Source organism: Ancylobacter sp., assembly GCF_965279025.1.
Lineage (GTDB): Bacteria > Pseudomonadota > Alphaproteobacteria > Rhizobiales > Xanthobacteraceae > Ancylobacter.
In genome coordinates this window covers 3,872,071-3,896,623 of sequence record NZ_OZ257132.1, presented here as the reverse complement: position 1 = coordinate 3,896,623, position 24,553 = coordinate 3,872,071, and the positions used below count along the sequence as shown (strand labels likewise).

Genomic DNA, 24,553 nt, shown 5'->3' with positions numbered 1-24,553 from the left:
AAGAAGACATGGTTCCCCGGGCCAGGCCCGGGGATGACGTCTCGATATTCCCGTATTATCGGGCGACGTCCAGGGCCGTCACCGCGCCGGAATATCCCCGCGCGCCCAGCCTTCCTTGACCTCGGCCCTGAACGCCTCGAACCGCCCTTCGGCGATGGCGGCGCGGATGCCGGCCATCAGGCTCTGGTAATAGGCGAGGTTCACCCACGTCAGCAGCATCGAGCCCAGCATCTCGTCGCAGCGCACGAGGTGGTGGAGATAGGCGCGGGAATAGTCGCGCGCCGCCGGGCAGTCGCTCGCCTCGTCCAGCGGGCGCGCATCCTCCGCGTGGCGGGCGTTCTTCAGGTTGATCTTGCCGAAGCGGGTGAAGGCTTGCGCGTGGCGGCCGGCACGGGTCGGCATCACGCAATCGAACATGTCGACGCCGCGCGCCACGCTCTCGATCAGATCGTCCGGCGTGCCGACACCCATGAGGTAGCGCGGCTTCTCCACGGGAAGGATCGGCGTCACCACCTCCAGCATCGCCAGCATCACCGCCTGCGGCTCGCCGACCGCGAGACCGCCGATGGAATAGCCGGGGAAGCCGATATCGATGAGCCCGCGTGCGGAGACGATGCGCAGTTCCGCATCGTCGCCGCCCTGCACGATGCCGAACAGCGCCCTGCCCTTCGGCTGTGCCTCGAACGCCTTCTTTGAGCGCTCGGCCCAGCGCAGCGAAAGTCGCAGCGCGCGGTCTATCTCGTCGCGGCTGGCCGGCAGGCGGACGCACTCGTCGAGCTGCATCTGGATATCGGCGCCCAGCAGGCCTTGGATCTCGATGGAGCGCTCCGGCGTCAGTTCGTGATAAGCGCCGTCGATATGCGAGCGAAAGGTGACGCCCTTCTCGCTCATCTTGCGCAGCCCGGCGAGCGACATGACCTGAAAGCCGCCGGAATCGGTGAGGATGGGGTGCGGCCAGCGCATCAGCTCATGCAGCCCGCCGAGCCGCGCCACGCGCTCGGCGCCGGGGCGCAGCATCAGATGATAGGTGTTGCCCAGCAGGATATCGGCGCCGAGATCGCGCACCTGCTCGGGGTACATCCCCTTCACCGTGCCGGCGGTGCCGACCGGCATGAAGGCCGGCGTGCGCACCACGCCGCGCGGGGTGACGACCTCGCCCTGGCGGGCAGCGCCATCGGTGGCGTGCAGGCGGTAATGAAAATCGGTCTGTTGGCGCGTGTCGGGATTGTTCATGGGCGGGCTTGTGGCAGCAAAAGGCAGGCATCGCCATAGGAATAGAAGCGATAGCCGGTGGCGATCGCGTGGGCATAGGCGCGCTTCTGCGTGTCGTGGCCGACAAACGCCGCCACCAGCATCACCAGCGTCGAGCGCGGCAGGTGGAAATTGGTCAGCATGCCGTCGATGAAGCGGAAGCGGCTGCCCGGCGTGATGAAGATGTCGGTCTCGCCGCGCCACGCATCGAGCCGCCCCTGCTCCGACGCTGCGCTCTCGATCAGCCGCGTCGCCGTGGTGCCGACGGTGACCACCCGGCCGCCCCGCGCCTTAACCGCGTTGAGCGCCGCGGCGGTCTCAGTGGAAACCTCGCCCCATTCGGAGTGCATGCGGTGATCGCTGGTGTCGTCCGCCTTGACGGGCAGGAATGTGCCGGCCCCCACATGCAAGGTGACGCGATGGGTCTCGACGCCGCGCGCCGCTAGCCTCGCGACGAGTTCCGGCGTGAAATGCAGGCCGGCCGTCGGCGCGGCGACCGAGCCTTCATGCGCGGCGAACATGGTCTGGTAGTCGGCGCGGTCCTGCGCGTCGTCCGGGCGCTTGGCGGCGATATAGGGCGGCAGCGGAATGTGGCCGATGGCGGCGACGGCGGCGTCGAGCGCCGGGCCGGACGCCGCGAAGCGCAGCGTGACCTCGCCGCCCTCCCCCTTGGCCTCGATGCGGGCGGAAAGGCTCTGCGCGCCGTCGGCGGCGGTGAATTCCACCGTGTCGCCAACCGCCAGCCGCTTGCCCGGCCGCGCCAGCGCCAGCCAGATGTCGGGGGCGAGCCGCTTGTGCAGCATCGCCTCGACCCGCACGCCCTCGCCCTGCGAGGAGGCACGCCGGCGCAGGCCGTCCAGCCGGGCGGGGAAGACGCTGGTGTCGTTGACAACAAGCGCATCGCCCGGCGACAGCAGGTCGGGCAGGTCGCGCACCTGCGCGTCGGCGAGTTCGGGCGTGGCCCCGGGGCGCACCACCAGCATCCGTGCGGCATCGCGTGGGGAGACGGGCCGCAGCGCGATGCGCTCGGGCGGCAGATCGAAATCGAACAGGTCGACGCGCATGCGGCTAAGCCTGAAAAAGCGATCCCGGCGCGCGCTTATGCGCGGCCGGGATGACGCGGAGTTCTCGCGTGACGGCGATCAGGCGGAGACGGTCGCCTTGACGATCTTGTCCGGGTTCTGCACCGGCTCGCCGCGCTTGATCTTGTCGACGTTCTCCATGCCCTCGGTCACCTCACCCCAGACGGTGTACTGCCCGTCGAGGAAGCCGGCGTCGCCGAAGCAGATGAAGAACTGGCTGTCGCCCGAATCCGGGCTCTGGGCGCGGGCCATCGAGACCGTGCCGCGCACATGGCGGCCCTTGTTGAACTCGGCCTTCAGGTTCTTGCCCGAGCCGCCGCGGCCGGTGCCGGTGGGATCGCCGGTCTGCGCCATGAAGCCGTCGATGACGCGGTGGAAGACCACGCCGTCATAGAAGCCCTGCTTGGCCAGCTCGGTGATGCGCGCGACATGGCCGGGAGCCAGATCGGGGCGGAAGCGGATGGTGACCGGCCCCTGCGTCGTTTCGAGCAGCAGCGTGGTTTCGGCGGTGTCGGTCATGTTACTCTCCTTGCAAAGACTTGGCGTCCGGCGTCACTTGACGTCCGAGGCGACCTTCATCGAAATGATCTTGTCGGGGTTCTGCACCGGCTCGCCGCGCTTGATCTTGTCGACATTCTCCATGCCGGACACGACCTGGCCGACGACGGTGTACTGGCCGTTGAGGAACGAGGCGTCACCGAAGGTGATGAAGAACTGCGAATTGGCGCTGTTCGGCGCCGACGAGCGGGCCATGCCGACCGTGCCGCGCTTGAACGGCACGCTGGAGAACTCCGCCGGCACGTTGGGGTAGCGCGAGCCACCGGTGCCGTTGCCGTACTGGCCGTCTCCGGTCTGGGCCATGAAGCCCTCGATGACGCGGTGGAACGGCACGTTGTCGTAATAACCTTCGCGCGCCAGCGTCTTGATGCGCTCGGCGTGCTTGGGGGCGATATCGGCGCTCAGCACGAAAACCACCGGACCCTTGGTGGTCTGCATGATGATGGCGTTCTGCGGATCGACATTCGGCGGCAGCTTGGGTGCCTGCGCCGAGGCCGGCGCAACGGCCATGACGGCCAGCACGCAGGCAGCGGAGAAGGCAGCGAGAAGGCGTCGGATCATGGGCACGAACTCCGTTGAGCGATGGCGGGCGCTGCCCGCCGCTAGGCCTTGCGCCCGAACCGGCCGCTGAGGCGGGCCAGAACGGCGCTTGGCACAAAGGCGGACACATCGCCGCCCATGGCAGCGATCTGCCGGACCAGAGTGGCGGTGATGGGGCGGGCAATGGGCGATGCGGGCAGAAAAACCGTCTGCACGCCGGGCTTCAGCGTGGCGTTCATCCCCGCCATCTGCATTTCATAGTCGAGATCGGTGCCGTCGCGCAGGCCGCGGATCAGCAGCGTGGCGCCATGGGCCTGCGCCGCATCGACCACCAGATTGTCGAAGGTGACGCAGTCGAGATGCGCACCCTCGTCCCGTGCAATCGGCTCGAACACCTCGCGCAGCATCTCCAGCCGCTCGGCTGGGGCGAAGAGCGGCGTCTTGCCGGGATGGATGCCGACGCCGACCACCAGCCGGTCCGCCAGACGCGCAGCCGCCCGCGCGACCTCGACATGGCCGTTGGTCGGCGGGTCGAACGAGCCGGGATAGAAGGCGGTGCGCGTGGCGCTCATCTGGGGCCTCTCGATGCGCGGCAAGGGTTAGCGGCGTCCCGCCACGGACGCAAGCGCTCCAACGCGCTTCGACATGACAACGGCGCCGCTGCCGGCGCCGTTCCGTTGAAAGTGAAGCGACCGGCAAGCGACCGACCAATGATCACGAACCGATCAGTCGGCCGCCTCGTCCGGGTTCCCCTCAGCCGGGCCCTGCTCATCAGGGTTGACGTTGTTCGGGCCTTCGCCGGCGGGCACCTCGGCGACACTGCCCTCGCCGCCCAGCGCCTCCTCGCCCTCTTCCTCGGTCACGCGCTCGACGGACACCACCTTCTCATCCTCGGCGGTGTCGAACACGATCACGCCCTGGCTGCCGCGCCCGACGGTGCGGATGCCCTTGACCGGACAGCGGATGAGCTGGCCGCCATCGGTGACAAGCATGATCTGGTCGGCTTCCTCGACAGGGAAGGAGGCGACCAGCGGCCCGTTGCGATGATTGACCGCCATGGCGACGATGCCTTTGCCGCCGCGCCGCGTGGTCCGGTACTCGTAGGACGAGGTGCGCTTGCCGTAGCCATTCTCCGACAGGGTGAGGATGAACTGCTCCGCCGCGCCCATGGTGACGTAGCGCGCCTGGTCGATATCGCCCGGCACGGCGGCCACTTCCTCGGCCTCGCCGTCGACGATCTCAGCCTCGACGATCTCGCCTTCCTCGCCATTGCCCTCCGTGCCGTTCTGGCTCCGGCGGATCGCATTGGCCAGCTTGATATAGGCAGCCCGCTCCTCGGCGGTCGCGTCCACATGGCGGATGATCGCCATGGAGATAAGGCGATCGCCTTCCTCCAGCTGGATGCCCCGTACGCCCATGGAATCGCGGCCCTTGAAGACGCGCACCTCGGTGGTGGGAAAGCGGATGCACTGGCCCTTGGCGCTGGTCAGCAGCACGTCGTCGGCCTCGGTGCAGAGCTGCACGCCGGCGATCGACTCGCCGACCTCCAGCTTCATCGCGATCTTGCCGTTGCGGTTCACATTGGTGAAGTCAGAGAGCTCGTTGCGCCGCACCGTGCCGGAATTGGTGGCGAACATGATCTGTAGCCGGCTCCAGACATCCTCGTCCGGAAGCGCCATGATCGAGGTGATCCGCTCGCCTTCGGTCAGCGGCAGGATGTTCACCAGCGCCTTGCCGCGCGACTGCGGCGCCGACATGGGCAGGCGCCAGACCTTCAGCTTGTAGACCTGGCCCTTGGACGAGAAGAACAGCACCGGCGCATGCGTGGAAGCCACGAAGATGCGGGTGACGAAGTCCTCGTCCTTGGTCTGCATCGCCGAGCGACCCTTGCCGCCGCGCCGCTGCGCCCGGTAGGTCGACAAGGGCACGCGCTTTACATAGCCGGCGTGGGAGACCGTGACGACCATGTCCTCGCGGGCGATCAGGTCTTCGTCCTCGAAGTCGCCTTCCGCCTCGGCTATCTCGGTCTTGCGCGGGGTGCCGAACTCGGACTTCACCGCCAGTAGCTCGTCCTTGACGATGGTGCGGATGCGCTCGCGGCTGGAGAGAATGTCGAGATATTCGCGGATCTCGACGGCGATCTTGTCGAGCTCATCCGCCACCTCGTCGCGGCCCAGCGCCGTGAGGCGTTGCAGGCGCAGGTCGAGAATGGCGCGCGCCTGCTCGGCGGACAGGCGGTAGGTGCCGTCTTCCGCGAGGCGATGGCGCGGGTCGTCGATCAGCGCGATCAGCGGCGCCACATCCATAGCCGGCCAGTGCCGGGTCATCAGCGCCTCGCGCGCCGTCGCCGGGTCGGGCGAGGTGCGGATGGTGTGGATGATCTCGTCAATATTGGCGACGGCGATGGCGAGGCCGACCAGCACATGGGCGCGGTCGCGCGCCTTGCGCAGCAGGAATTTCGTGCGCCGGCTAACGACATCTTCGCGGAAGGCGACGAAGGCCGTCAGCAGGTCGAGAAGGTTCATCAACGCCGGCTTGCCGCCGTTCAGCGCCACCATATTGGCGCCGAACGAGGTCTGCAGCGAGGTCATGCGGTAGAGATTGTTGAGCACGACATCGGCCTGGGCGTCGCGCTTGATCTCGAACACCACGCGCATGCCCTCGCGCGAGGATTCGTCGCGGATCTCGGCGATGCCCTCCAGCCGCTTCTCGCGCACCAGCTCGGCGATGCGCTCGATCATCGTCGCCTTATTCACCTGATAGGGAATCTCGGTGACGATGATGGCGTCGCGGTCCTTGCGGATTTCCTCGATCGTGGCGCGCGAGCGCATGACGATGGAGCCGCGGCCGGTGAGATACGCCTGGCGGATGCCGCTGCGCCCGAGAATGAGCGCGCCGGTGGGGAAGTCCGGCCCGTGAATATAGTCGAGCAGCTTTTCCACATCGAGCGCCGGGTCGTCGATCAGCGCGATGCAGGCGTCCACCACCTCGCCCAGATTGTGCGGCGGGATGTTGGTCGCCATGCCGACGGCGATGCCGCCGGCGCCGTTGACCAGCAGATTGGGGAAGCGGGCCGGGAGAACCGTCGGCTCCTGCTCGCGGCCGTCATAATTGGCCTGGAAGTCGACCGTGTCCTTGTCGAGATCGTCCAGCAGGTTCATCGCCGGCTTGGCGAGACGAACCTCGGTATAGCGTTCGGCCGCCGGCGGATCACCGTCGACGGAGCCGAAATTGCCCTGGCCGTCGATCAACGGCAGGCGCATGGAGAATTCCTGCGCCAGCCGCACCAGCGCGTCATAGATCGCCTGGTTGCCGTGCGGATGGTATTTACCCATCGTGTCGCCGGTGACGCGGGCAGATTTATTGTAGGGCCGCTCAGGCGTGTAATTGTTCTCGCGCATCGAGAACAGGATGCGGCGATGCACCGGCTTGAGACCGTCGCGGACATCCGGAAGGGCGCGCGAAACGATCACGCTCATCGCGTAATCGAGGTAGCTGCGCGAGAGCTCTTCGGTGATCGAGACGGGCCGGATATCCGAAGAGCCGCCGCCCTCCGGATTTAAACTGTCGGAATCGGACAAGGAATCGTCTTTCCGTGGTTGCGGAACATGTTTCTCTGTTTAGCCGATTCCACCCCCGAGCGCCAGCAAGGCGGCTTTTTCGACGGCGTCAAAACTCCAGCATTGTCAGACGCTTACAGTCGCATTTCCACAGCGTCGCCGGATCGCGGCGGAAGCATGGCGGAAAGCGCCGGAGAACCGGGCCGCAAAGGCCCTTGGCACGCCCGGCGGCGCGCGATCTTATAGCGCGTTACCGCCGGCACCGATCGGCCGGTCCGGGACAGGCCAATTGACCGCAGCGAGGCACACAGCGTGCTGGATTACGTCTTCTCGGCGATCGTCACCATGGTGGTGGTGATCGACCCCATTGGCCTGGCGCCGCTGTTCCTGGCGGTGACATCGGACCTGACGAGCGCCGAGCGGCGGCTGGTGGCGCTGCGCTCCGCCGCCATCGCGCTCGCCATAATGGTCGCCTTCGGCCTGGTCGGCGCGCCGCTGCTGGCCGCGCTGGGCATCACCCTGCCCGCCTTCCGCATCGCCGGCGGCCTGCTGCTCTTCGCCATCTCGTTCGAGATGGTGTTCGGCCGGCGCACCGAGCGGAAGTTCGACGCCTCGGAAGTGGCGCAGCGCGACAAGCTCTTGCGCACGCTGGCGGTGTTTCCGCTCGCCATCCCGCTAATGGCGGGGCCGGGTGCGATCACCGCCATGCTGCTGCTGGCCGGCGAGGCGCATGGTGACCCGTCCCGTCTTGCCCTGCTCTTTGCCATCACCGCGCTGGTGATCGGCAGTTGCCTCGCCGTCTTCCTCGCCGCAGAGCGGATGGACAAGGTGCTCGGCGTCACCGGCAACGTCATCCTCTCGCGCCTGCTCGGCATCGTGCTGACGGCGCTGGCGGTGCAATTCGTGATCGACGGGATCCGGGCGTCGTTCCTGAGTTGAGCCCATACCTCACTGCGAGAACCGGGCGGCTCAACGGCGCGCGCGGCGAAGACAGTTGCGCCTCAGCCGCCGATCACCCGCCGAACAGCACCTGATGCATGATGCGGCCGGGCCAGAAGGTGAAGAGCCCGGCCAGCACCAGCCCGCCATAGAACAGGCCGGTCATTCCGGCTGCGTGGCGGGGGATGTCGCCCCGGCGGGCGCGGTGGAGCGCCAGCGGCAGCGCCCATAGGACATAGAGCGAGAGCAGATGGATGGGGCCGAAGGGGCCGATCCAGCGCATCTGGTTGATCCAGAACGAGGAGATCGCCACCGTCGCCATCAACCCGGACCAGAGCCAGCCGAAGGTGCGGTGCGGCAGGGTTCCCTTCGGTGCAACGAGTTGCACCGTGCCGAGGGCCAGCGCCGCGAGGGCGCTGAAGGCGTGCAAACGGATGGCGGGCGAGGCGTCGAGCAGCGGGGCAAGGTCCATCTCAGTCCCTGCCCCGCGACCGGTCAGAACGGGATTTCGTCGTCGAGGTCGCCGCCGCCGAACTTGCCGCCACCGCCGCCGCTGACGGGAGCCGGCTTGCGCTCGCCGCCGAAGGAGCGCCCGCCCCCGGAGCCGCCGCCCGCGCCGCCGCCATATCCGCCGCCGGAGCCGAAATCGCTGCCGCCGCCGGCGCTGTAGTCGTCGCCGCCGCCGCCCTCGGAACCGCCGCCGCGGCTGTCGAGAATGGTGAGTTCGCCGCGGAACTGGCGCAGCACCACCTCGGTGAAATAGCGCTCCGGCCCGCCGGACTGGTCGCTGGCCTTGCGGGTTTCCAGTTGGCCTTCGATATAGACCTTGGTGCCCTTGCGCAGATATTGCTCGGCCACACGCAGCAGGTTCTCGTTGAAGATCACCACACTATGCCACTCGGTGCGCTCCTTGCGCTCGCCGGTGGCCTTGTCGCGCCAGGTTTCCGAGGTGGCAATGCGCAGATTGCACACACGCCCGCCATTCTGGAACGTGCGCACTTCCGGATCGCGGCCGAGATTGCCGATCAGGATCACCTTGTTGACGCTGCCCGCCATCTTGTCCTCCGAAATTACCGGACGCCCGCCTTGGCGCGCGCTTATGAAAGGGAACGCATACTAGACCAGTCGACACCCGGCCGCGCCCCGCATCGCGCGCCGGCCGGCCCTTGTCCACGATTTTGCGGCGCCGCACTGCCGGCACCCGATAAAGCGACGTTGTTCTTGTTATGTTCCTAACATTGTGCGACGTCTGTCGCAAGAGCCTGTGAGTCGTGCATTGCGAAGTGCCGGAGCCGGACTATGTTTACCCTGTGTTCTTAAAGGGAGCCTGTCCCATCATGACCCATTTGCGCCATCGCCCGCGCGCTCGCGCCATCGCCCTCCGTGCCGATGAGGCGCGTCAGGCGCTGATCCGCCGCGCCTTTCTCGCCGTAGCCGGTGGGCTTGTCGTGGCTGCCGGTCTCGCCGCCGCACTGCACGGCGTCGGGAGCTGACCCCTCGCCGGGCGGTCCCTGCGGGAGTGTGCCGCCCCGGAAATGACAATCTGGCGTAGCCGCCCGTAGAGAAACCGGCGAGAAGAGTTTGGAATGAAGGACCGCGTGGATGTTCCGCGCCGCGATGCCCGTACGATTGCGATCCGCGGGGCGCGCGAGCACAATCTGAAGAATGTCGATCTGGAAATCCCGCGCGACAGCCTGGTGGTGTTCACCGGGCTGTCGGGCTCGGGCAAATCCTCGCTCGCCTTCGATACCATCTATGCCGAGGGTCAGCGGCGCTATGTCGAGAGTCTCTCGGCCTATGCTCGCCAGTTTCTGGAGATGATGCAGAAGCCGGACGTCGACCAGATCGACGGCCTCTCCCCGGCCATCTCCATCGAGCAGAAGACCACCTCGAAGAACCCGCGCTCGACGGTCGGCACCGTCACCGAGATCTACGACTATATGCGCCTGCTCTGGGCGCGGGTCGGCGTGCCCTATTCGCCCGCCACCGGCCTGCCCATCGAGAGCCAGACCATCAGCCAGATGGTCGATCGCGTGCTGGCCCTGCCGGAGAAGACGCGGCTGTTCCTGCTCGCCCCGGTGGTGCGCGGGCGCAAGGGAGAGTACCGCAAAGAACTGGCGGAATTCCAGAAAAAGGGCTTTCAGCGGGTCAAGGTCGACGGCGAATTCCACGAGATCGCCGACGCGCCGGCGCTGGACAAGAAGTTCAAGCACGATATCGACGTGGTGGTGGACCGGCTGGTCGTGCGGGCGGACATTGCCAGCCGGCTGGCGGATTCGTTCGAGACCGCGCTGGGCCTCGCCGACGGCATCGCGGTGATCGAGTTCGCCGACGAGAAGGAAGAGAGCGGCGAGGCGCGCCGCATCGTGTTCTCGGAAAAATTCGCCTGCCCGGTCTCCGGCTTCACCATCGCCGAGATCGAGCCGCGCCTGTTCTCCTTCAACAACCCGTTCGGCGCCTGCCCCACCTGCGACGGGCTCGGGCATGAGAGCAAGATCGACCCCAACCTCATCGTGCCGGACCACTCCCGCACGCTGAAGCAGGGCGCCATCGCGCCCTGGGCGAAGTCGACCTCGCCCTATTATGGCCAGACGCTGGACGCCATCGCCCGCCATTACGGCGTCAAGCTCACCGTGCCGTGGGCGAACCTGCCGGAGAAGGTGCAGAACGTCATCCTGCACGGGTCCAAGGCCGACACCATCCGCTTCGTCTACGACGACGGCATGCGCGCCTATGAGACGGTGAAGACCTTCGAGGGCATCGTCACCAATCTGGAGCGCCGCTGGCGCGAGACCGAGAGCGACTGGGCGCGCGAGGAAATCGGCAAGTATTTCTCCGCCGTGCCCTGCGCCGCCTGCCATGGCTACCGGCTGAAGCCCGAGGCGCTGGCGGTGAAGATCGCCGGCCGGCACATCGGGCAGGCGGCCGAGCTTTCCGTGCGCCACGCGCTGGACTGGTTCGGCACCCTGCCCGACCAACTCACCGAAAAGCAGAACGAGATCGCCGCGCGCATCCTCAAGGAAATCCGCGAGCGGCTGGCCTTCCTGCTCGATGTCGGGCTGGACTATCTGACGCTGGCGCGCGCCTCCGGCACGCTGTCCGGCGGCGAAAGCCAGCGCATCCGCCTCGCCTCGCAGATCGGTTCGGGGCTGACCGGCGTGCTTTATGTGCTGGACGAGCCGTCCATCGGCCTGCACCAGCGCGACAATGAACGGCTGCTCGGCACGCTGCGCCGCCTGCGCGACCTCGGCAACACCGTGATCGTGGTCGAGCATGACGAGGACGCCATTCTCGCCGCCGATTATGTGGTCGATGTGGGCCCCGGCGCCGGCGTGCATGGCGGGCGCATCGTCGCCCAGGGCACGCCGAAGGAAATCCTCGCCAACCCGAACTCTCTCACCGGAAAATACCTCACCGGCGAGATGAATGTGCCGGTGCCCCGGCGCCGCAAGCCGGACCGCAAGCGGCTGCTGCGCGTGGTCAATGCCCGCGCCAACAACCTCAAGAACGTCACCGCGGAAATTCCGCTCGGCCTGTTCACCGCCGTCACCGGCGTGTCCGGCGGCGGCAAGTCGACGCTGCTGGTCGATACGCTCTACCGCGCCGTGGCCCGCCGGCTCAACGGCGCCTCCGAGCCGCCGCTGGCGCATGACGGGCTGGAGGGGCTGGAGCATCTCGACAAGGTCATCGACATCGACCAGTCGCCTATCGGCCGCACCCCGCGCTCGAACCCCGCGACCTATACCGGCGCTTTCACGCCGATCCGCGAATGGTTCTCCGGCCTGCCGGAGGCGAAGGCGCGCGGCTATGGGCCGGGGCGTTTCTCGTTCAACGTGAAGGGCGGGCGCTGCGAGGCGTGCCAGGGCGACGGCGTCATCAAGATCGAGATGCACTTCCTGCCCGACGTCTACGTCACCTGCGACGTCTGCAAGGGCAAGCGCTACAACCGAGAGACGCTGGAGGTCACCTTCAAGAACAAGTCGATCGCCGATGTGCTCGACATGACGGTCGACGAAGGCGCGGAGTTCTTCAAGGCGGTCCCGGCGGTGCGCGACAAGCTGGAGACGCTGGCCCGGGTCGGGCTCGGCTATATCCATGTCGGCCAGCAGGCCAACACGCTGTCGGGCGGCGAGGCGCAGCGCGTCAAGCTCTCCAAGGAGCTGTCCAAGCGCGCCACCGGGCGCACGCTCTACATTCTCGACGAGCCGACGACCGGTCTGCATTTCCACGACGTGGCGAAGCTGCTCGAAGTTCTCCACGAACTGGTCGAGCAGGGCAACACCGTGGTGGTGATCGAGCACAATCTCGAAGTTATCAAGACCGCCGACTGGGTCATCGACCTCGGGCCGGAGGGCGGCGATGGCGGCGGCGAGGTTGTCGCGGCCGGTCCGCCGGAAGTGGTAGCCAAGAGCGAGCGCAGCCACACCGGCCGGTTCCTTGCCGACGTGCTGGCCCGCCGGCCGCTCAAGCCGCGCCGCGCGGCGGAATAGGATCGGTGCACATCACCTCCCGCGGCGCGATCCAGGACGGTCCGCAGGACCAATCCGGGATCGCTTCGGCACTCCGCAGCCGATGCAGCTTGCAGCTGGCATGAGCAGCCGGACGGCTGCCGTTCTGCAGCTTGGCGAAGCAGCAGCGGTTGCAGCCGGTGCGAGGTCAAGCGCCCTCCCTCAGGCGCACGACGTTTACCGTCACCGCGATGAGCACGATGGTCGCGCCGAACTGGTGCGCCAGCGCGATGTCGATCGGCACCTGATGGATCAAGGTGAGGATTCCCAGCGTCGCCTGCGCGACCACCAGTGCGAGGATCAGCGTCGCCCGCTTCCGAACCGCCCCGCCAACCCGCCGCGCGCTGAGCCAGTGTCCCACCGCCAGCGCGAACAGCACATAGGCGACGAGGCGATGGTTGAACTGAACGGTCAGAACGTTCTCGAAGAAATTCCGCCAAACCGGTTGCTGGATCAGCAGATTTTCCATTGGCGGCACGAGGTGCCCATCCATCAGCGGCCAGGTCGTGTAGGTGAGCCCGGCATCGAGCCCGGCGACGAGGCCGCCGAGGAAAATCTGGACGATGACCGCGATAAGCAGGATCCGCGCATAGCCGCGCAGCCAGTCGGGCGAGGCCCGCAACTCCCTCGCCGGCTTCAGCGACACGGCGACCGCCACCGTGGCGGCGAGGATGATACAGGCGAGCGTCAGATGGGTGGCCAGCCGGTACTGGCTCACATCGACGCGGTTCACCAGCCCGGACGCCACCATCCACCAGCCGACCCCGCCCTGAACGCCGCCGAGCACGAAAAGGCCCGAGAGTTTCCAGCCAAGCCTGCGGTCGATCAACCCGCGCCAAAGAAAAAACAGGAAGGGCACGAGAAACACAAAGCCGATGAGCCGACCGAGCAGGCGGTGCGCCCACTCCCACCAGAAGATGTACTTGAACTCGGCAAGGCTCATGCCTCGGTTGACCTGCTGGTACTGCGGGATCTGCCTGTATTTGTCGAACTCTGCCTGCCAGGCCGTGTCGCTCAACGGCGGCAAGGTGCCAGTCACCGGCTTCCATTCGGTGATCGACAGTCCCGATTCCGTCAGCCGGGTGGCGCCGCCCACGACGACCATCAGCACGATGAGGGCAGCGACGACGTAGAGCCAGAGGCGTACCGGGCGCATCCGATGGGCATCGCGCGCCGCCATAAAGTCGGACGACAAGCCGCCCTGCGCGGCGACGTTAGAGTGGGCCATAGGCGTGCGCTCCCTGCAATGGCGGCGGTCAGCCCCCCGGCCGCCCGCGCTGGGCGGCTTTCTCCCGGGCGCGGCGAGCGTTATAGAGAGCGGCCCATGCTTGCAACGGGACTCATTGTCTCGCGCTTTCCGTTACCCTGCCGGAGCCGCTCATGTCCTCGTCCCCATCCGGCCTGTCCGCCCGCTCGCGCAAGTTCGTCGGCACGGTGCTGATGGTGATTCTGGTGCTGGGCTGGGCGCTTGGCGCGATGGCGCTGGCGCAGGGCCGCGTCACCACCCTGCCCGCCTACGGGCAATTCATCGCCTATGTCATCCTCGGCGCCGGCTGGGTTTTCCCGGCGGCATTCCTCATCCGCTGGATGCAGAAGTACGATCGACGCCCCGAAACGCTGTGACGGCCGGTTCTACGCGGCGCAGGCGAGAACTTTCTCCGTGCCTTCGCGCGTGAAGGTCACCATGGCGATGTCGGCGAATCCCAGTCCCGCCAGCGCATCGAACGCGTGCACCGCGTCGGTCGCCATGCCCCCCGGCTGGGTAACGAGGATGGTCGTCGGGCTCAACCCGGCCAGACGCTCGGCGCCGATCATTCCACCCAGCGGCGGCGCAGCCACAATCACGTGATCATAGGTCTGCTTAAGGGCAGTAAGGATCAGCGGCAGGCGATCGGCCGCCACCAACCCGTCCGCCTCCCGCGCACCTCGTCCGGGCGGAATCACGTGGCAACGCGAAGCGCTTTCGCGATGGATGGCGTCAGAGAAGCCGGCCACACCCGTCAGCAGATCGGTCAGGCCCGGCGCACGGGGATCGGCTGTGAGCCCTTCGAGCGTCTGCGACGCGACGTCGAGGCAGACCACGACGACCCGCCGCTCGGCAGCCTCGGCAAGCGACCTCCCCAGCGCCAGCGCGCAGCGGGCGATGGATTCGTCAGGCCGACTTCCCGTTACCGTGACAAGGCGTGCCGCCTCGCCGCGCAGTTCCACAAGGCGCGACAGGTCGGCCTGCTCGCGCTCGCGCGACAGCAGCCGCAGCGAACTCGCCATCTCCGCACCGTCCGTGTGTTCGGCGGACGAACCGCCGATCCACGGCAGGTGCTGCATCGGCTGCGGCGTGGTCTCTGGCATGGGCACGGCGCCGAATTCGTGCCCGACGCTCGACCGGCGGCGGCGCGTCCAGCTCTGGAAACCGAAGACGAGAACGAAGGTGCCGATGCCGGCGACGAGGCTGGAGATCAGCGGCGTGGGCCAGCGCGGCGCGGCGGCTGGCACGGCGGAAGCGATGATACGCGCAGGCACGGCGGAACCAGCCTTCGCATCGCCCACCAACGCGGCACGCGAGGGGCGCAGTCCGACATAGCCGGCGGCAAGGGCGTTGGCGACGTCGGACGACAGCTGAGGGTTGGACGAGGCGAAATCCACCGCAATCTGCCCACCACCCAGCTGTCGCACACTCAACCCCCGCTCGATCGTGCGGAGCGCCAGGGTCTCGCGCGTCACCGGCGCGGAATCCGGCGGCAGGGCAAAGCCCGCAACGTGCAGAGCCGCCCCGGCCAGCGCGCCGCTCGCGGCGCCGTCAGGTGAAGCGAGCCGCCCGCCGAGCCGGTGGGTCTCGATCACCTGACGGGCGAAATCGCGCGAGGAAAGCACCTTGACGGCGTCCCGCCCGGCAGTTGCGTCGCGGCCATCGATCCACAGCCGGGCGTGAGAATCATAGCGCGGGGCGGCAACTTCCGCGGTCGCCAGGGCAACAGCGAGACCGATGAGCGCCGGCGCAAGCAGGTTCCGCCAGCGGCGACGGATTGGCGCAGGCAGAATCCGGCTTTCCCGCAACGCAGCCTCGTGAGCGGCGGCGTCCGTCTGCAGGGGGCATGCACGCGGGTCCATCATGCGGCCTATTAGGCACCGGCATGGTTTCCACCGTGTTAAAGCAGGAAGGCCTTGGTTGAGTGATCCACCGGCCGCATTGGGGGCAGCCGTGAAATGGTCGGAGCGAGAGGATTTGAACCTCCGACCCCTAGTCCCCCAGACTAGTGCGCTAACCGGGCTGCGCTACGCTCCGACGCCGTGAGGCGCCGTCTGTCTAGCCATTTGCCGGCCGGGATGCAAGCCGGCCCTTGCCTGTGGATGACGCTGTCTTCACATCTGCCGTGAGATCCGCGCCTCGCATCGATACGCCGAGGCGCTGGAACGCCGGGATAGATGAGCGCTGCGCGGCCGGAAGCACCCGCTGCGGCGTACGGACTCTTCATCGACGACTATTTCGCCGGATCGAACAGCACGACGGGCGATCGGGCGCTATGTTGGGTTGTCGCCAGAATGGACGTTCCACCATGAACCACCCAGCGCATGGAAACCCTCAACCCCGCGACATCGCGGCTCCAACGCCCCTCATGATCCCGGAATGCGCGCAGATGCTGGCGCGGCTCGAGGAACGCCGATCCTCGCCATTGCGCTGTCTTGTGGAGCCCGGCCCAACGGACACGGAACTGTCGCGTATGCTGAGCCTCGCCGCGCGCGTGCCCGACCATGGTCGCCTCACGCCCTGGCGCTTCATTGTCGTCGCCGGAGACGCCCGCCGGGAACTGGGGGAACGTCTTGATGCGCTATATGCGCGGCAGAATGCGGAACTGCCGGCATCCAAGGGCGACATGTGGACGCTGTATCTGATGCGGGCGCCGGTGACGGTGGTGCTGGTGAGTCGGCCCGATCCGGCGTCGAAGGTGCCGGAGTGGAATCAGGTGCTCTCTTGCGGGGCGGCGAGCATGGGGCTGACCGTCGCCGCCTCGGCGATGGGCTTCGCCACCCAATGGCTGCTCAAATGGCCGGGCCGTGACCCGGACGCCGCCGCGCTTCTCGGCGTGGGCGCGACGGAGCGGATCGCCGGCTTCATCCATGTCGGCCGGCCTGCGATGATCGTCGAGGACCGGCCGAGACCGGCCCTCGACGAGGTGGTGCGTTTCTGGTCGCCGGATCAGTCGATATCGAACGAAACGCCTTGGGCGAGCGGCAGCGAGCGGGAATAGTTGATGGTGTTGGTGGCCCGCCGCATATAGGCCTTCCACGCATCCGAGCCGGACTCGCGCCCGCCGCCGGTTTCCTTCTCGCCGCCGAAGGCGCCGCCGATCTCGGCGCCCGAGGGGCCGATATTCACATTGGCGATGCCGCAATCCGACCCCTCCGCCGACAGGAAGGTCTCCGCCTCGCGCAGATCATTGGTGAAGATGGACGAGGAGAGCCCCTGCGGGACCTCATTGTGCAGCTTGATCGCCTCCGGAAGGCCGGTACAGCGCAGCACGTAGAGGATGGGCGCGAAGGTCTCGTGCTTCACGACGTCGATCTGCGCGTCGAGCTCGACCAGGGCCGGGCGGACATAATAGGCATCGGCGTGTTCGCCCACCGTCACGCGCTCGCCGCCATGCACGCGCCCGCCCGCAGCGCGGGCAGCCTGCAGCGCGTCCTGCATGGCATCGAAAGCGGCCTTGTCGATCAGCGGCCCGATCAGGGTCGCGGCCTCGCGCGGATCGCCGATGGCGACGGAGCCATAGGCCTTGGCGAGGCGGGGGACGAGCGTGTCGTAGACGCTCTCATTCACGATGAGGCGGCGCAGCGTCGTGCAACGCTGGCCCGCCGTGCCCATGGCGGCGAAGGCGATGCCGCGCAGAGCGAGATCGAGATCGGCCGAGGGGCAGACGATGGCGGCATTGTTGCCACCCAGTTCCAGGATAGAGCGGCCGAAACGGCGGGCGACGCGCTCGCCGACGATCCGGCCCATGCGGGTCGAGCCGGTGGCGGAAAGAACGGGGACCCGGGGATTGTCGGTAAGCGCCGCGCCAACCTCGGCGCCGCCGATGAGAAGCTGGGACAGGCCTTCCGGTGCGCTGCCGAAGACGGACGCGGCGCGCTCGAACAATGCCTGCACCGCCAGCGCGGTGAGCGGCGTCTTCTCCGACGGCTTCCATAGCACGCTGTTGCCGCAGACGAGCGCCAGCGCCGCGTTCCACGACCACACGGCGACCGGGAAGTTGAAAGCGGTGATGATGCCGACCGGCCCGACCGGGTGCCACGTCTCCATCATCCGGTGTCCGGGACGCTCGGAAGCGATGGTGAGGCCGTAGAGCTGACGCGACAGGCCGACGGCGAAATCGCAGATGTCGATCATCTCCTGCACTTCGCCGAGGCCTTCCGAGAGGATCTTGCCGGCCTCCAGCGTCACCAGGCGACCAAGCTCCGCCTTGTGGGCACGCAGTTCCTCGCCCAGCAGGCGCACCAGTTCGCCGCGACGGGGCGCCGGCACGGTCCGCCACGCCTCGAAGGCGGCCAGCGAGCGCTCGACCGCCCGCTCAACATCGGCGGCGTCCGCCTCGGGAACCTGGGCAACGACATCGCCCGAAATCGGCGAGCGGACGGGCCGCGTGCCGTTGCGCCAGGTGGAATCCGGCACGCCGAGGCTTCGCAGGAGATGAAGGACCTCATCCGCAACCGGCTGGATCGCGCGGGTTTCGTTCGTCGTCATCCTCATGCTCCTCGACAAATGGCCGCAGCCCGTTGCGCTGAATAGCACCGGGAGGGCGGTGAAATCCATCGGGGCTTTCGACGGGGGGCACGTTCGCCTGCGCCCTTCAGCTCAACCAGCGGCCTGCCGCACAAGAGTGAAACGGCCGCAGGATCAAGGCGTTGCCACGAAGGCTAAAGGCGGCTCGCCTGGATCGATTGCGTGCCATTCATCTTGGGACAAGTCGAAGATGAGCGTGACTATACGAGAAGTGTCTATTATCATGCATACAACGACATGCTTCGCGTTCGCGCGTTATAGCCACATTGTCGTAATGCCCCCGCCACATTTCCTTCTCATGCATCGCCCCTCGTGCAACAGGAGAAGGACGAAGGTATTGACGGCTTGGGGAATGGGACGGGTTGCCGGAGCGGCATTCGCAACGGGGATCATCTTTATCGCCGGCGGCAATGCTGCCCTTGCAAGTTCCAAAAGGACCACGACAGCCGCGGCGTCCGGGATGGCGTCGTACTATGGCTATGGCGGGCGTACCGCCAATGGGGAGCGGCACAGCGCGCAGGCCATGACGGCGGCGCATCGCAGCCTGCCCTTCAACACCCGGGTCCGCGTCACCAATAAAGCCAATGGCCGTTCGGTCGTGGTGCGGATTAATGATCGCGGCCCGTTCGTCAGAGGGCGCATCATCGACGTGTCGACGGCCGTCGCCGATCAGCTCGGCTTCCGCAGCCGCGGCGTGGCCAAGGTCGACATCGCCGTCGTCGACTGACGCAGCTACCGATCGCGGACCGGGGCGCCTTCAGTCGCTCCGGTCCCGCGCGGCGTCGAGAAGACGCTGGCAGTCCTGGAGTTCATAAAGCGCCGCTTGAAGCCGCTGGACATCCTCGCGGCTCAGCCTCGCCCGGGCGGGGGCCTCGTCATTATGTACCCCGCCCGCGCGCGGCGGCACCGGCGCGGCGGACATGACCGGCCGCATAGGCTCCGACGGCGCCGGCACAGCTGCGGCGTGAAGCTGAGGCGGGGCCGAGGCGGCGCCTCGCGCCCGCTCCGGCACGAAACTCACCTCGTCATCTGGCGCAAATGAGACCGGCCCGGCACCGACCGGACGGAAGGGAAAGGACGCTCGCAGCTCCGCCGGTCGAAGCGGCGCTTCGCGATCGTCCGCGCCCCGTGTCTCGGCAGCCGGGACGTCCACAGGGACCGGCTCAAAGGAGCGGGGCTCCCTATAGCCGGGGCGCAGCGCCGCCGGGCGGACCTCGGGCATATTCCGGTCGACCGGCGACAGCGCGTCCATCGGCGGCACGTCGTGACGCGGCAGTTCGTCGCCGTTCGTGACCAGCCCGGCCTCGATCGGCGGCGGCTCATGGCGTGTGGGTCTGGCCGGCGGGTCGAGATCGGCCAGCAGCGGCAGGTCGAAAGTGTCGGACTCCGTGTCCGGCCGGCGCCGCGCGCGGCGGGCCGGCGCTTCCTCGGCAGCGTCGCGCTGGCGTCCGGGCAAAAGGTTCAGAATCCCGCCGAGCGGCCCGCTGCGCGGCGGCTCTTCTTCCGGCGCACGCCGGGGTGCGCCAGCATCGGCAGACGGCGACTGCCTGGGCGCACGCGCCACTTCCGCATCGCGCTGGTCCTGCGCGATGCTTGCCGGCTCATCCGCCTCGATGTCGCGCCACAGGCCCTGCACATAGCGCGGGCCTTCCTCTTTCAGGATGCGCTGGACGCCTCGGATCGTATAGCCTTCCCCGTAGAGCAGATGGCGGATGCCGCGCAGCAGTTCCACGTCATCCGGGCGATAATACCGCCGGCCGCCGCCACGCTTGAGCGGGCGGATTTGCGGGAACCGGGTCTCCCAGAAACGCAGGACATGCTGGGGGAGATCGAGATCTTCGGCGACCTCGCTGATCGTGCGAAAGGCGTCCGGCCCCTTCTCCACCCCAGGCTGTTCCTGTCGCGGGTTCACGACTCGGGCGAGTCCCCGTTGATCTGCTGCTTGAGAATATTGGACGGCTTGAACACCATGACCCGGCGTGGCGCGATCGGCACTTCCTCGCCGGTCTTGGGATTGCGGCCGACGCGCTCGCCCTTCTGCCGGACCACGAAGGAGCCGAAGGAAGAGAGTTTCACTGTCTCGCCGCGCGCGACGCAGTCCGCGATCTCGGAGAGAACGGTTTCCACAAGTGCCGCCGACTCCGTGCGCGACAGCCCGACCCGCTGATAAACCGCCTCACACAGATCGGCGCGCGTGATGGTGCGACCCGCCATTGACGTCTTCCCTGTCCCGTCGATTGTGTTTTTTCCAACCGCCAAACTAGGCGCCGTGGCCGCTACCGGTCAACGGCACTTCGCAACTGTGCCGCCGATTACCAGCGAACCAGGGCCGAAGCCCATGTGAAGCCGCCGCCCATGGCTTCCAGAAGCACGAGATCGCCGCGCTTGATGCGCCCGTCTGCGTGAGCGGCGGCCAAAGCGAGCGGAATCGACGCGGCCGATGTGTTGCCGTGCCTGTCGACGGTGATCACCACCTTCTCGGGGGCAATGCCGAGTTTCACCGCGCTGGCATCGATGATCCGTCGATTGGCCTGATGCGGCACGAACCAGTCGATCGTGTCCGCCGACTCGCCCGTCGCTTCGAAGGCATCGACGATCACGTCGGTGATCATGCCGACCGCGTGGCGGAACACTTCGCGGCCCTCCATGCGCAGGAAGCCGACGCTGCGGGTCGAGGAGACGCCGCCATCGACATAGAGCTTGTTCTTGTGCCGGCCGTCGGAGCGCAGATGCGAAGTGAGGACACCCCGCCCCTCCTCCTCGTCGCGCACCGCTTCCAGCACCAAAGCGCCCGCGCCGTCGCCGAACAGTACGCAGGTGGTGCGATCTGACCAATCGAGGATGCGAGAGAAGGTTTCCGCGCCGATCACGAGGCAGCGGCGATAGGCGCCCGCTTTGAGGAAATTATCGGCCGTCGCCAGCGCGAAGACAAAACCGGAGCATACCGCCTGAATGTCAAAGGCCGCGCCATGGGTAATGCCAAGGCCCGCCTGAACGCTTACCGCCGTGGCGGGAAAGGTGTTGTCCGGGGTCGAGGTGGCGAGGACGATGAGGTCGATATCGTCCGCAACAAGGCCCGCATCCGCCAGCGCGGCGCGTGCCGCGTGGAGCGCGAGGTCGGATGTGACTTCGCCTTCGGCGGCGATATGGCGCGTGCGGATACCGGTGCGCTGCACGATCCATTCATCAGAAGTGTCGACCATCTGTGCGAGGTCGGCATTGGTCAGGCAACGGGCCGGCAGATAGGAGCCCACACCACGCACCACGGAACGGATTGCACTCACGATGGAACCTGTAACTCGTCAGAGGCGGAGGCGTCCGCAGCGGCTGTAGAGCCGACCTGTGGACGGTCGTTCATTCCCGCCTCGATGCGGGAGAGCAGTTTGTAGCGGACCATGTCGTAGCCGATATCGACCGCCGAGGCGAAGCCTTCGGCGTCGGTGCCGCCATGGCTCTTGATGACCACGCCGTTCAAGCCGAGAAAGACACCGCCATTCGACTTGCGTGGGTCCAGCTTTTCGCGCAGCGCGCGAAAGGCGCCCCGTGCCAGCAGATAACCGATCTTGGCGACGAAGCTGCGGCTGATCGCGCCGCGCAGGAATTCCGACACCTGCTTGGCGGTGCCTTCAGCGGCCTTCAGCGCGATATTGCCGGAAAACCCTTCCGTGACGACCACATCGACGACACCTTGGCCGATGCCGTCGCCTTCGACGAAGCCATGATAGGCGAGGCCCGGATGGTTCGCGTCGCGCAGGGCGGCGGCGGCGTCCTTGACCTCTTCGACGCCCTTGATCTCTTCGACGCCGATATTCAGCAGCCCGACCGTCGGGCGCTCGATATCGAAGACGATGCGGGCCATGGCGGCGCCCATCACCGCCATGTCGACGAGGTGTTGGGCGGTAGCACCGATAGAGGCGCCGACATCGAGCACGACGCTTTCGCCGCGCATGGTCGGCCACAGACAGGCGATCGCCGGGCGGCTGATGCCGGCCATCATCCTGAGATTGACCTTGGCCATCGCCATCAGCGCGCCGGTATTGCCGGCGGAGACGGCGCAATCGGCCTCCTTCATGCGCACGGCATCGATGGCGCGCCACATGGACGAGACCCGCCGTCCCTGCCGCAGCGCCTGGCTGGGCTTGTCGTCCATGCGCACCACGACATCGGTATGAACCACCGTGCTCGCGGCCGCCAGACGCGGGTGACGCTTGAGTATCTCGTTGATGCGCGCGGAATCGCCGTACAGCAGGAAGCTGATGTCCGGATGGCGCGTGAGCGCGATCTCCGCACCGGGAAGGACCACGTCGGGGCCGTGGTCGCCGCCCATGACGTCGAGCGCTATTCGAACGGTCGAGGACATCTAGCGGCGAGGTCTCATTGGTCGGTGGGACGGCGATGCGACGCCGGGGCCGCGCAGAGGGCATGCCTCAGTTGCGCGGCCATGACAATAGCATCCATGCATTTCCCGAGCATGACCTGGCCTAATCAGAGCCGCTGGTGTCGTTCCGGCGCAGCTTCGCCAGCCCGGCGAAAGGCGAGACTTCCTCGGGGCCGGCCTCTTCAAGCCCGTCGAATTGGACGCCTGGCTTGCGCGGATAGGGATCGAGGCCCAGCGCCAGGAATTCCGCCACCACCGCGCCCGCATCGACCGTGCCGTTGATCAGCGGATCAGGAAGGTCGACCTCGGAAACGTCGATCTCGGCGCCGGGCCGGATTTCGGGGAGCTTCTCGGGCGGCGCGAAGCGCATGTCGATGTCCTCCGACACCCGCGTGTCGAAGTTCTCCAGTGTAACGACGCAGGTCTGGGTGACCACCGCGTCGACATGGCCGGTGACATGCACGCTGTTGCCACGCCCGGGCTTGAGAACGACCAGAGCGCTCAGCGATGGGATCGCCGGGATGCCGAAATCCTTGGCCAGAGCCGCGCGTATGGCGTCGTCCGGCACCAGCTTGAGGGTAAGGCCATCATCCGGCAGGCTCGCCGCGAGCACAGGCTTGGAGAAGGGCGGAACGTCCGTCATCAGGGTCGGGTCTCCGTGGTGCCGATGGCCGCCGGTGGCGCCAGCGGGAACTCGCCGGCGGCAAGCGTCGCAAAGGGAACGGCCCGCAAGGCCGCCGCCGCTCCTATCATATAGCTCGCGAAGGCGCGCGCCTGCACCTCATGCTCCGACCGCGAGCCATGGACATTGCGCAGCACGGCTTCGGCAAGGGCGTCGATATCGTCCGCCTCGACTGGTGCTTCATAAGCGCCAACCCGGCCATAGAAGGCTTCTGCCACCTTCTTCATCTTCTTTGGCACGGTCAGATCTCCAACGCCCATTTCGCGCAGGTTCGCATCCATATCGTTGCAGAACGCGTCGAAGACGCCCTGCCCGAGTATGCGACGCTCCTCATCTTCCCCCTTCAGGCGGTGGAACAATAAGAAGGCGTGCGCCAGTATCATCTCAAAACGGCCCTCGATCGTGTCGGAAACGCCGTAATCGGTATAAAATACGGGTTGGCGTGAACGCGCCACGATCGCGCCATAGAGCCGCTGGATGGTTTCACTTCCGTCATTCCGGCGGAAGAAACGCAGAATCATGGACGGTTCCTGCCTCGTTGCCACTGCCACCTCGGCAGGGGCGGCGTTCAAGCGGGTTAGCGCGGGTGGCCCTGCCTGGCAACCCCGGGTCCTGGCCAAGCGGCAAGAACGGGGGAGGTTCGACGGTTGCGTCGAGGCCCCGCCTTGTGCTTTCTGCCCCTGCGCCGCCCACGCCCACCGGCCTGTGCGGCTAGAGCTTCGGAGTTGAGTGGATGGCATCGACGCGCGCGACGCGAAACAGGGCTCCCGGTACCCGGCTCGCCGCACTGGCGTCGCTCGCGACTGCCGGCGTGGCAATGGTCGGCCTCACCGGCTGCTCCGGCGACATGCCGATGGCGACCGCAAGCATGGGCCTTCCCCGCTCGCCTACCGGTTTCGTGCAGGAGCAGCAGCGCGGCTACGTCGTCGCGCCGGAGGCGCTGGCACAGATCCCCGTCGGGTCGAGCCAGGAGCAGGTGCTGCTGGTACTGGGCACGCCGTCGACCGTCGCCACCGTGGACGGCGAGGTGTTCTACTACATCTCGCAGAAGGCCAAGAAGGTGATGTTCCTTCGGCCGGAGATCACCGAGCAGAGGGTCATCGCGGTGTATTTCGACGCGAAGGACAAACGCGTGACCCGCGTTGCCGATTATGGCCTGAAGGACGGCAAGGTGTTCGACTTCATCAGCCGGACCACCCCGACAGGCGGCACTGAAGTTTCGCTCATTGGCCAGATCTTCCAGTCGACCACCTTCCGTCCGGGGCTGTGACCTAGCGGC

The 24,553-nt window shown here is 67.0% G+C and carries 23 protein-coding genes, 1 tRNA gene and 1 pseudogene; 7 read left to right on the top strand and 18 right to left on the bottom strand.

Annotated elements, in window-relative coordinates; all coding sequences use genetic code 11:
* Positions 1-78 precede the first annotated feature (78 nt).
* From tgt to gyrA, 6 genes are all read right to left on the bottom strand, one after another.
* Positions 79-1,233, bottom strand: coding sequence for a tRNA guanosine(34) transglycosylase Tgt (tgt, locus tag ACQY76_RS18215; protein WP_428030109.1), 1,155 nt, complete (start codon positions 1,231-1,233; stop codon positions 79-81).
* Positions 1,230-2,315 carry a tRNA preQ1(34) S-adenosylmethionine ribosyltransferase-isomerase QueA gene (gene queA, locus ACQY76_RS18210; RefSeq protein WP_428030108.1) on the bottom strand — a complete coding sequence of 362 codons (1,086 nt, stop codon included), beginning with the start codon at positions 2,313-2,315 and terminating at the stop codon, positions 1,230-1,232. Before queA ends, tgt begins: the two co-directional genes overlap by 4 nt.
* Positions 2,316-2,393: 78 nt before the next feature.
* Positions 2,394-2,852 carry a peptidylprolyl isomerase gene (locus ACQY76_RS18205; RefSeq protein ID WP_428030107.1) on the bottom strand — a complete coding sequence of 153 codons (459 nt, stop codon included), beginning with the start codon at positions 2,850-2,852 and terminating at the stop codon, positions 2,394-2,396.
* Between the two features lie 33 nt (positions 2,853-2,885).
* Positions 2,886-3,452: a peptidylprolyl isomerase gene (locus ACQY76_RS18200; RefSeq protein ID WP_428030106.1), complete on the bottom strand. Its 567-nt coding sequence runs from the start codon at positions 3,450-3,452 to the stop codon at positions 2,886-2,888.
* 41 nt (positions 3,453-3,493) lie between these two features.
* Positions 3,494-4,003 (bottom strand): pantetheine-phosphate adenylyltransferase, encoded by a 510-nt coding sequence (gene coaD / locus ACQY76_RS18195; protein WP_428030105.1) that lies wholly within the window; start codon positions 4,001-4,003, stop codon positions 3,494-3,496.
* A 153-nt stretch (positions 4,004-4,156) separates the two neighbouring features.
* Positions 4,157-7,012, bottom strand: coding sequence for a DNA gyrase subunit A (gene gyrA / locus ACQY76_RS18190; protein ID WP_428030104.1), 2,856 nt, complete (start codon positions 7,010-7,012; stop codon positions 4,157-4,159).
* Between the two features lie 291 nt (positions 7,013-7,303).
* Between gyrA and ACQY76_RS18185 the strand changes: the two genes are divergently transcribed.
* Positions 7,304-7,930 carry a MarC family protein gene (locus ACQY76_RS18185; protein WP_428030103.1) on the top strand — a complete coding sequence of 209 codons (627 nt, stop codon included), beginning with the start codon at positions 7,304-7,306 and terminating at the stop codon, positions 7,928-7,930.
* A gap of 73 nt (positions 7,931-8,003) precedes the next feature.
* Here ACQY76_RS18185 and ACQY76_RS18180 read toward each other — a convergent pair whose 3' ends face one another.
* Both ACQY76_RS18180 and ssb read right to left on the bottom strand, forming a co-directional pair.
* On the bottom strand, positions 8,004-8,402 hold the full coding sequence (locus ACQY76_RS18180) for a DUF2306 domain-containing protein (RefSeq protein WP_428030102.1): 399 nt from the start codon (positions 8,400-8,402) through the stop codon (positions 8,004-8,006).
* 23 nt (positions 8,403-8,425) lie between these two features.
* Positions 8,426-8,986: a single-stranded DNA-binding protein gene (gene ssb, locus ACQY76_RS18175; RefSeq protein ID WP_428030101.1), complete on the bottom strand. Its 561-nt coding sequence runs from the start codon at positions 8,984-8,986 to the stop codon at positions 8,426-8,428.
* Positions 8,987-9,267: 281 nt separating this feature from the next.
* Between ssb and ACQY76_RS18170 the strand changes: the two genes are divergently transcribed.
* Together ACQY76_RS18170 and uvrA are read left to right on the top strand one after the other, a co-directional pair.
* Positions 9,268-9,423 (top strand): hypothetical protein, encoded by a 156-nt coding sequence (locus ACQY76_RS18170; RefSeq protein ID WP_428030100.1) that lies wholly within the window; start codon positions 9,268-9,270, stop codon positions 9,421-9,423.
* A 93-nt stretch (positions 9,424-9,516) separates the two neighbouring features.
* The gene (gene uvrA, locus ACQY76_RS18165) at positions 9,517-12,420 is read left to right on the top strand and encodes an excinuclease ABC subunit UvrA (RefSeq protein ID WP_428030099.1); all 2,904 of its coding nucleotides are present in this window, start codon (positions 9,517-9,519) and stop codon (positions 12,418-12,420) included.
* Positions 12,421-12,586: 166 nt separating this feature from the next.
* Here uvrA and ACQY76_RS18160 read toward each other — a convergent pair whose 3' ends face one another.
* Positions 12,587-13,618 carry a COX15/CtaA family protein gene (locus tag ACQY76_RS18160; protein WP_428033049.1) on the bottom strand — a complete coding sequence of 344 codons (1,032 nt, stop codon included), beginning with the start codon at positions 13,616-13,618 and terminating at the stop codon, positions 12,587-12,589.
* 200 nt (positions 13,619-13,818) lie between these two features.
* On the opposite strand from ACQY76_RS18160, the gene ACQY76_RS18155 reads away from it, so the two are divergent.
* Positions 13,819-14,061, top strand: coding sequence for a DUF2842 domain-containing protein (locus ACQY76_RS18155; protein ID WP_428030098.1), 243 nt, complete (start codon positions 13,819-13,821; stop codon positions 14,059-14,061).
* Between the two features lie 9 nt (positions 14,062-14,070).
* Here ACQY76_RS18155 and ACQY76_RS18150 read toward each other — a convergent pair whose 3' ends face one another.
* Positions 14,071-15,549, bottom strand: a complete 1,479-nt coding sequence (locus ACQY76_RS18150; protein WP_428030097.1) for a lipopolysaccharide biosynthesis protein — start codon at positions 15,547-15,549, stop codon at positions 14,071-14,073.
* Between the two features lie 94 nt (positions 15,550-15,643).
* Positions 15,644-15,721 (bottom strand) — tRNA-Pro (locus ACQY76_RS18145).
* Positions 15,722-16,073: 352 nt separating this feature from the next.
* Here ACQY76_RS18145 and ACQY76_RS18140 point away from each other — a divergent pair.
* Positions 16,074-16,685: a nitroreductase family protein gene (locus ACQY76_RS18140; RefSeq protein ID WP_428030096.1), complete on the top strand. Its 612-nt coding sequence runs from the start codon at positions 16,074-16,076 to the stop codon at positions 16,683-16,685.
* Here ACQY76_RS18140 and amaB read toward each other — a convergent pair.
* Entirely contained in the window at positions 16,634-18,175 is a 1,542-nt protein-coding gene (amaB, locus tag ACQY76_RS18135; RefSeq protein WP_428030095.1) for an L-piperidine-6-carboxylate dehydrogenase, read from the bottom strand. The genes ACQY76_RS18140 and amaB overlap by 52 nt on opposite strands.
* A gap of 391 nt (positions 18,176-18,566) precedes the next feature.
* Here amaB and ACQY76_RS18130 point away from each other — a divergent pair, with 391 nt between their 5' ends.
* Positions 18,567-18,941: a septal ring lytic transglycosylase RlpA family protein gene (locus ACQY76_RS18130; RefSeq protein ID WP_428030094.1), complete on the top strand. Its 375-nt coding sequence runs from the start codon at positions 18,567-18,569 to the stop codon at positions 18,939-18,941.
* A gap of 905 nt (positions 18,942-19,846) precedes the next feature.
* On the opposite strand, the pseudogene ACQY76_RS18125 reads toward ACQY76_RS18130, so the two are convergent.
* The 6 genes and pseudogenes from ACQY76_RS18125 to ACQY76_RS18100 all read right to left on the bottom strand — a co-directional run.
* Positions 19,847-20,099, bottom strand: a pseudogene (locus ACQY76_RS18125) (MerR family transcriptional regulator); the annotation flags it as partial.
* A 23-nt stretch (positions 20,100-20,122) separates the two neighbouring features.
* On the bottom strand, positions 20,123-20,428 hold the full coding sequence (locus tag ACQY76_RS18120; RefSeq protein WP_428030093.1) for an integration host factor subunit alpha: 306 nt from the start codon (positions 20,426-20,428) through the stop codon (positions 20,123-20,125).
* Positions 20,429-20,526: 98 nt separating this feature from the next.
* On the bottom strand, positions 20,527-21,498 hold the full coding sequence (locus ACQY76_RS18115) for a beta-ketoacyl-ACP synthase III (RefSeq protein ID WP_428030092.1): 972 nt from the start codon (positions 21,496-21,498) through the stop codon (positions 20,527-20,529).
* Positions 21,495-22,574, bottom strand: coding sequence for a phosphate acyltransferase PlsX (plsX, locus tag ACQY76_RS18110; protein ID WP_428030091.1), 1,080 nt, complete (start codon positions 22,572-22,574; stop codon positions 21,495-21,497). Before plsX ends, ACQY76_RS18115 begins: the two co-directional genes overlap by 4 nt.
* Positions 22,575-22,695: 121 nt before the next feature.
* Positions 22,696-23,235 (bottom strand): YceD family protein, encoded by a 540-nt coding sequence (locus ACQY76_RS18105; protein ID WP_428030090.1) that lies wholly within the window; start codon positions 23,233-23,235, stop codon positions 22,696-22,698.
* Positions 23,235-23,795, bottom strand: a complete 561-nt coding sequence (locus ACQY76_RS18100; protein ID WP_428030089.1) for a ubiquinol-cytochrome C chaperone family protein — start codon at positions 23,793-23,795, stop codon at positions 23,235-23,237. The genes ACQY76_RS18105 and ACQY76_RS18100 overlap by 1 nt, the downstream gene beginning before the upstream one ends.
* Before the next feature lie 212 nt (positions 23,796-24,007).
* Here ACQY76_RS18100 and ACQY76_RS18095 point away from each other — a divergent pair, with 212 nt between their 5' ends.
* Positions 24,008-24,544 (top strand): outer membrane protein assembly factor BamE, encoded by a 537-nt coding sequence (locus tag ACQY76_RS18095; RefSeq protein WP_428030088.1) that lies wholly within the window; start codon positions 24,008-24,010, stop codon positions 24,542-24,544.
* The last annotated feature ends 9 nt before the right edge of the window (positions 24,545-24,553 follow it).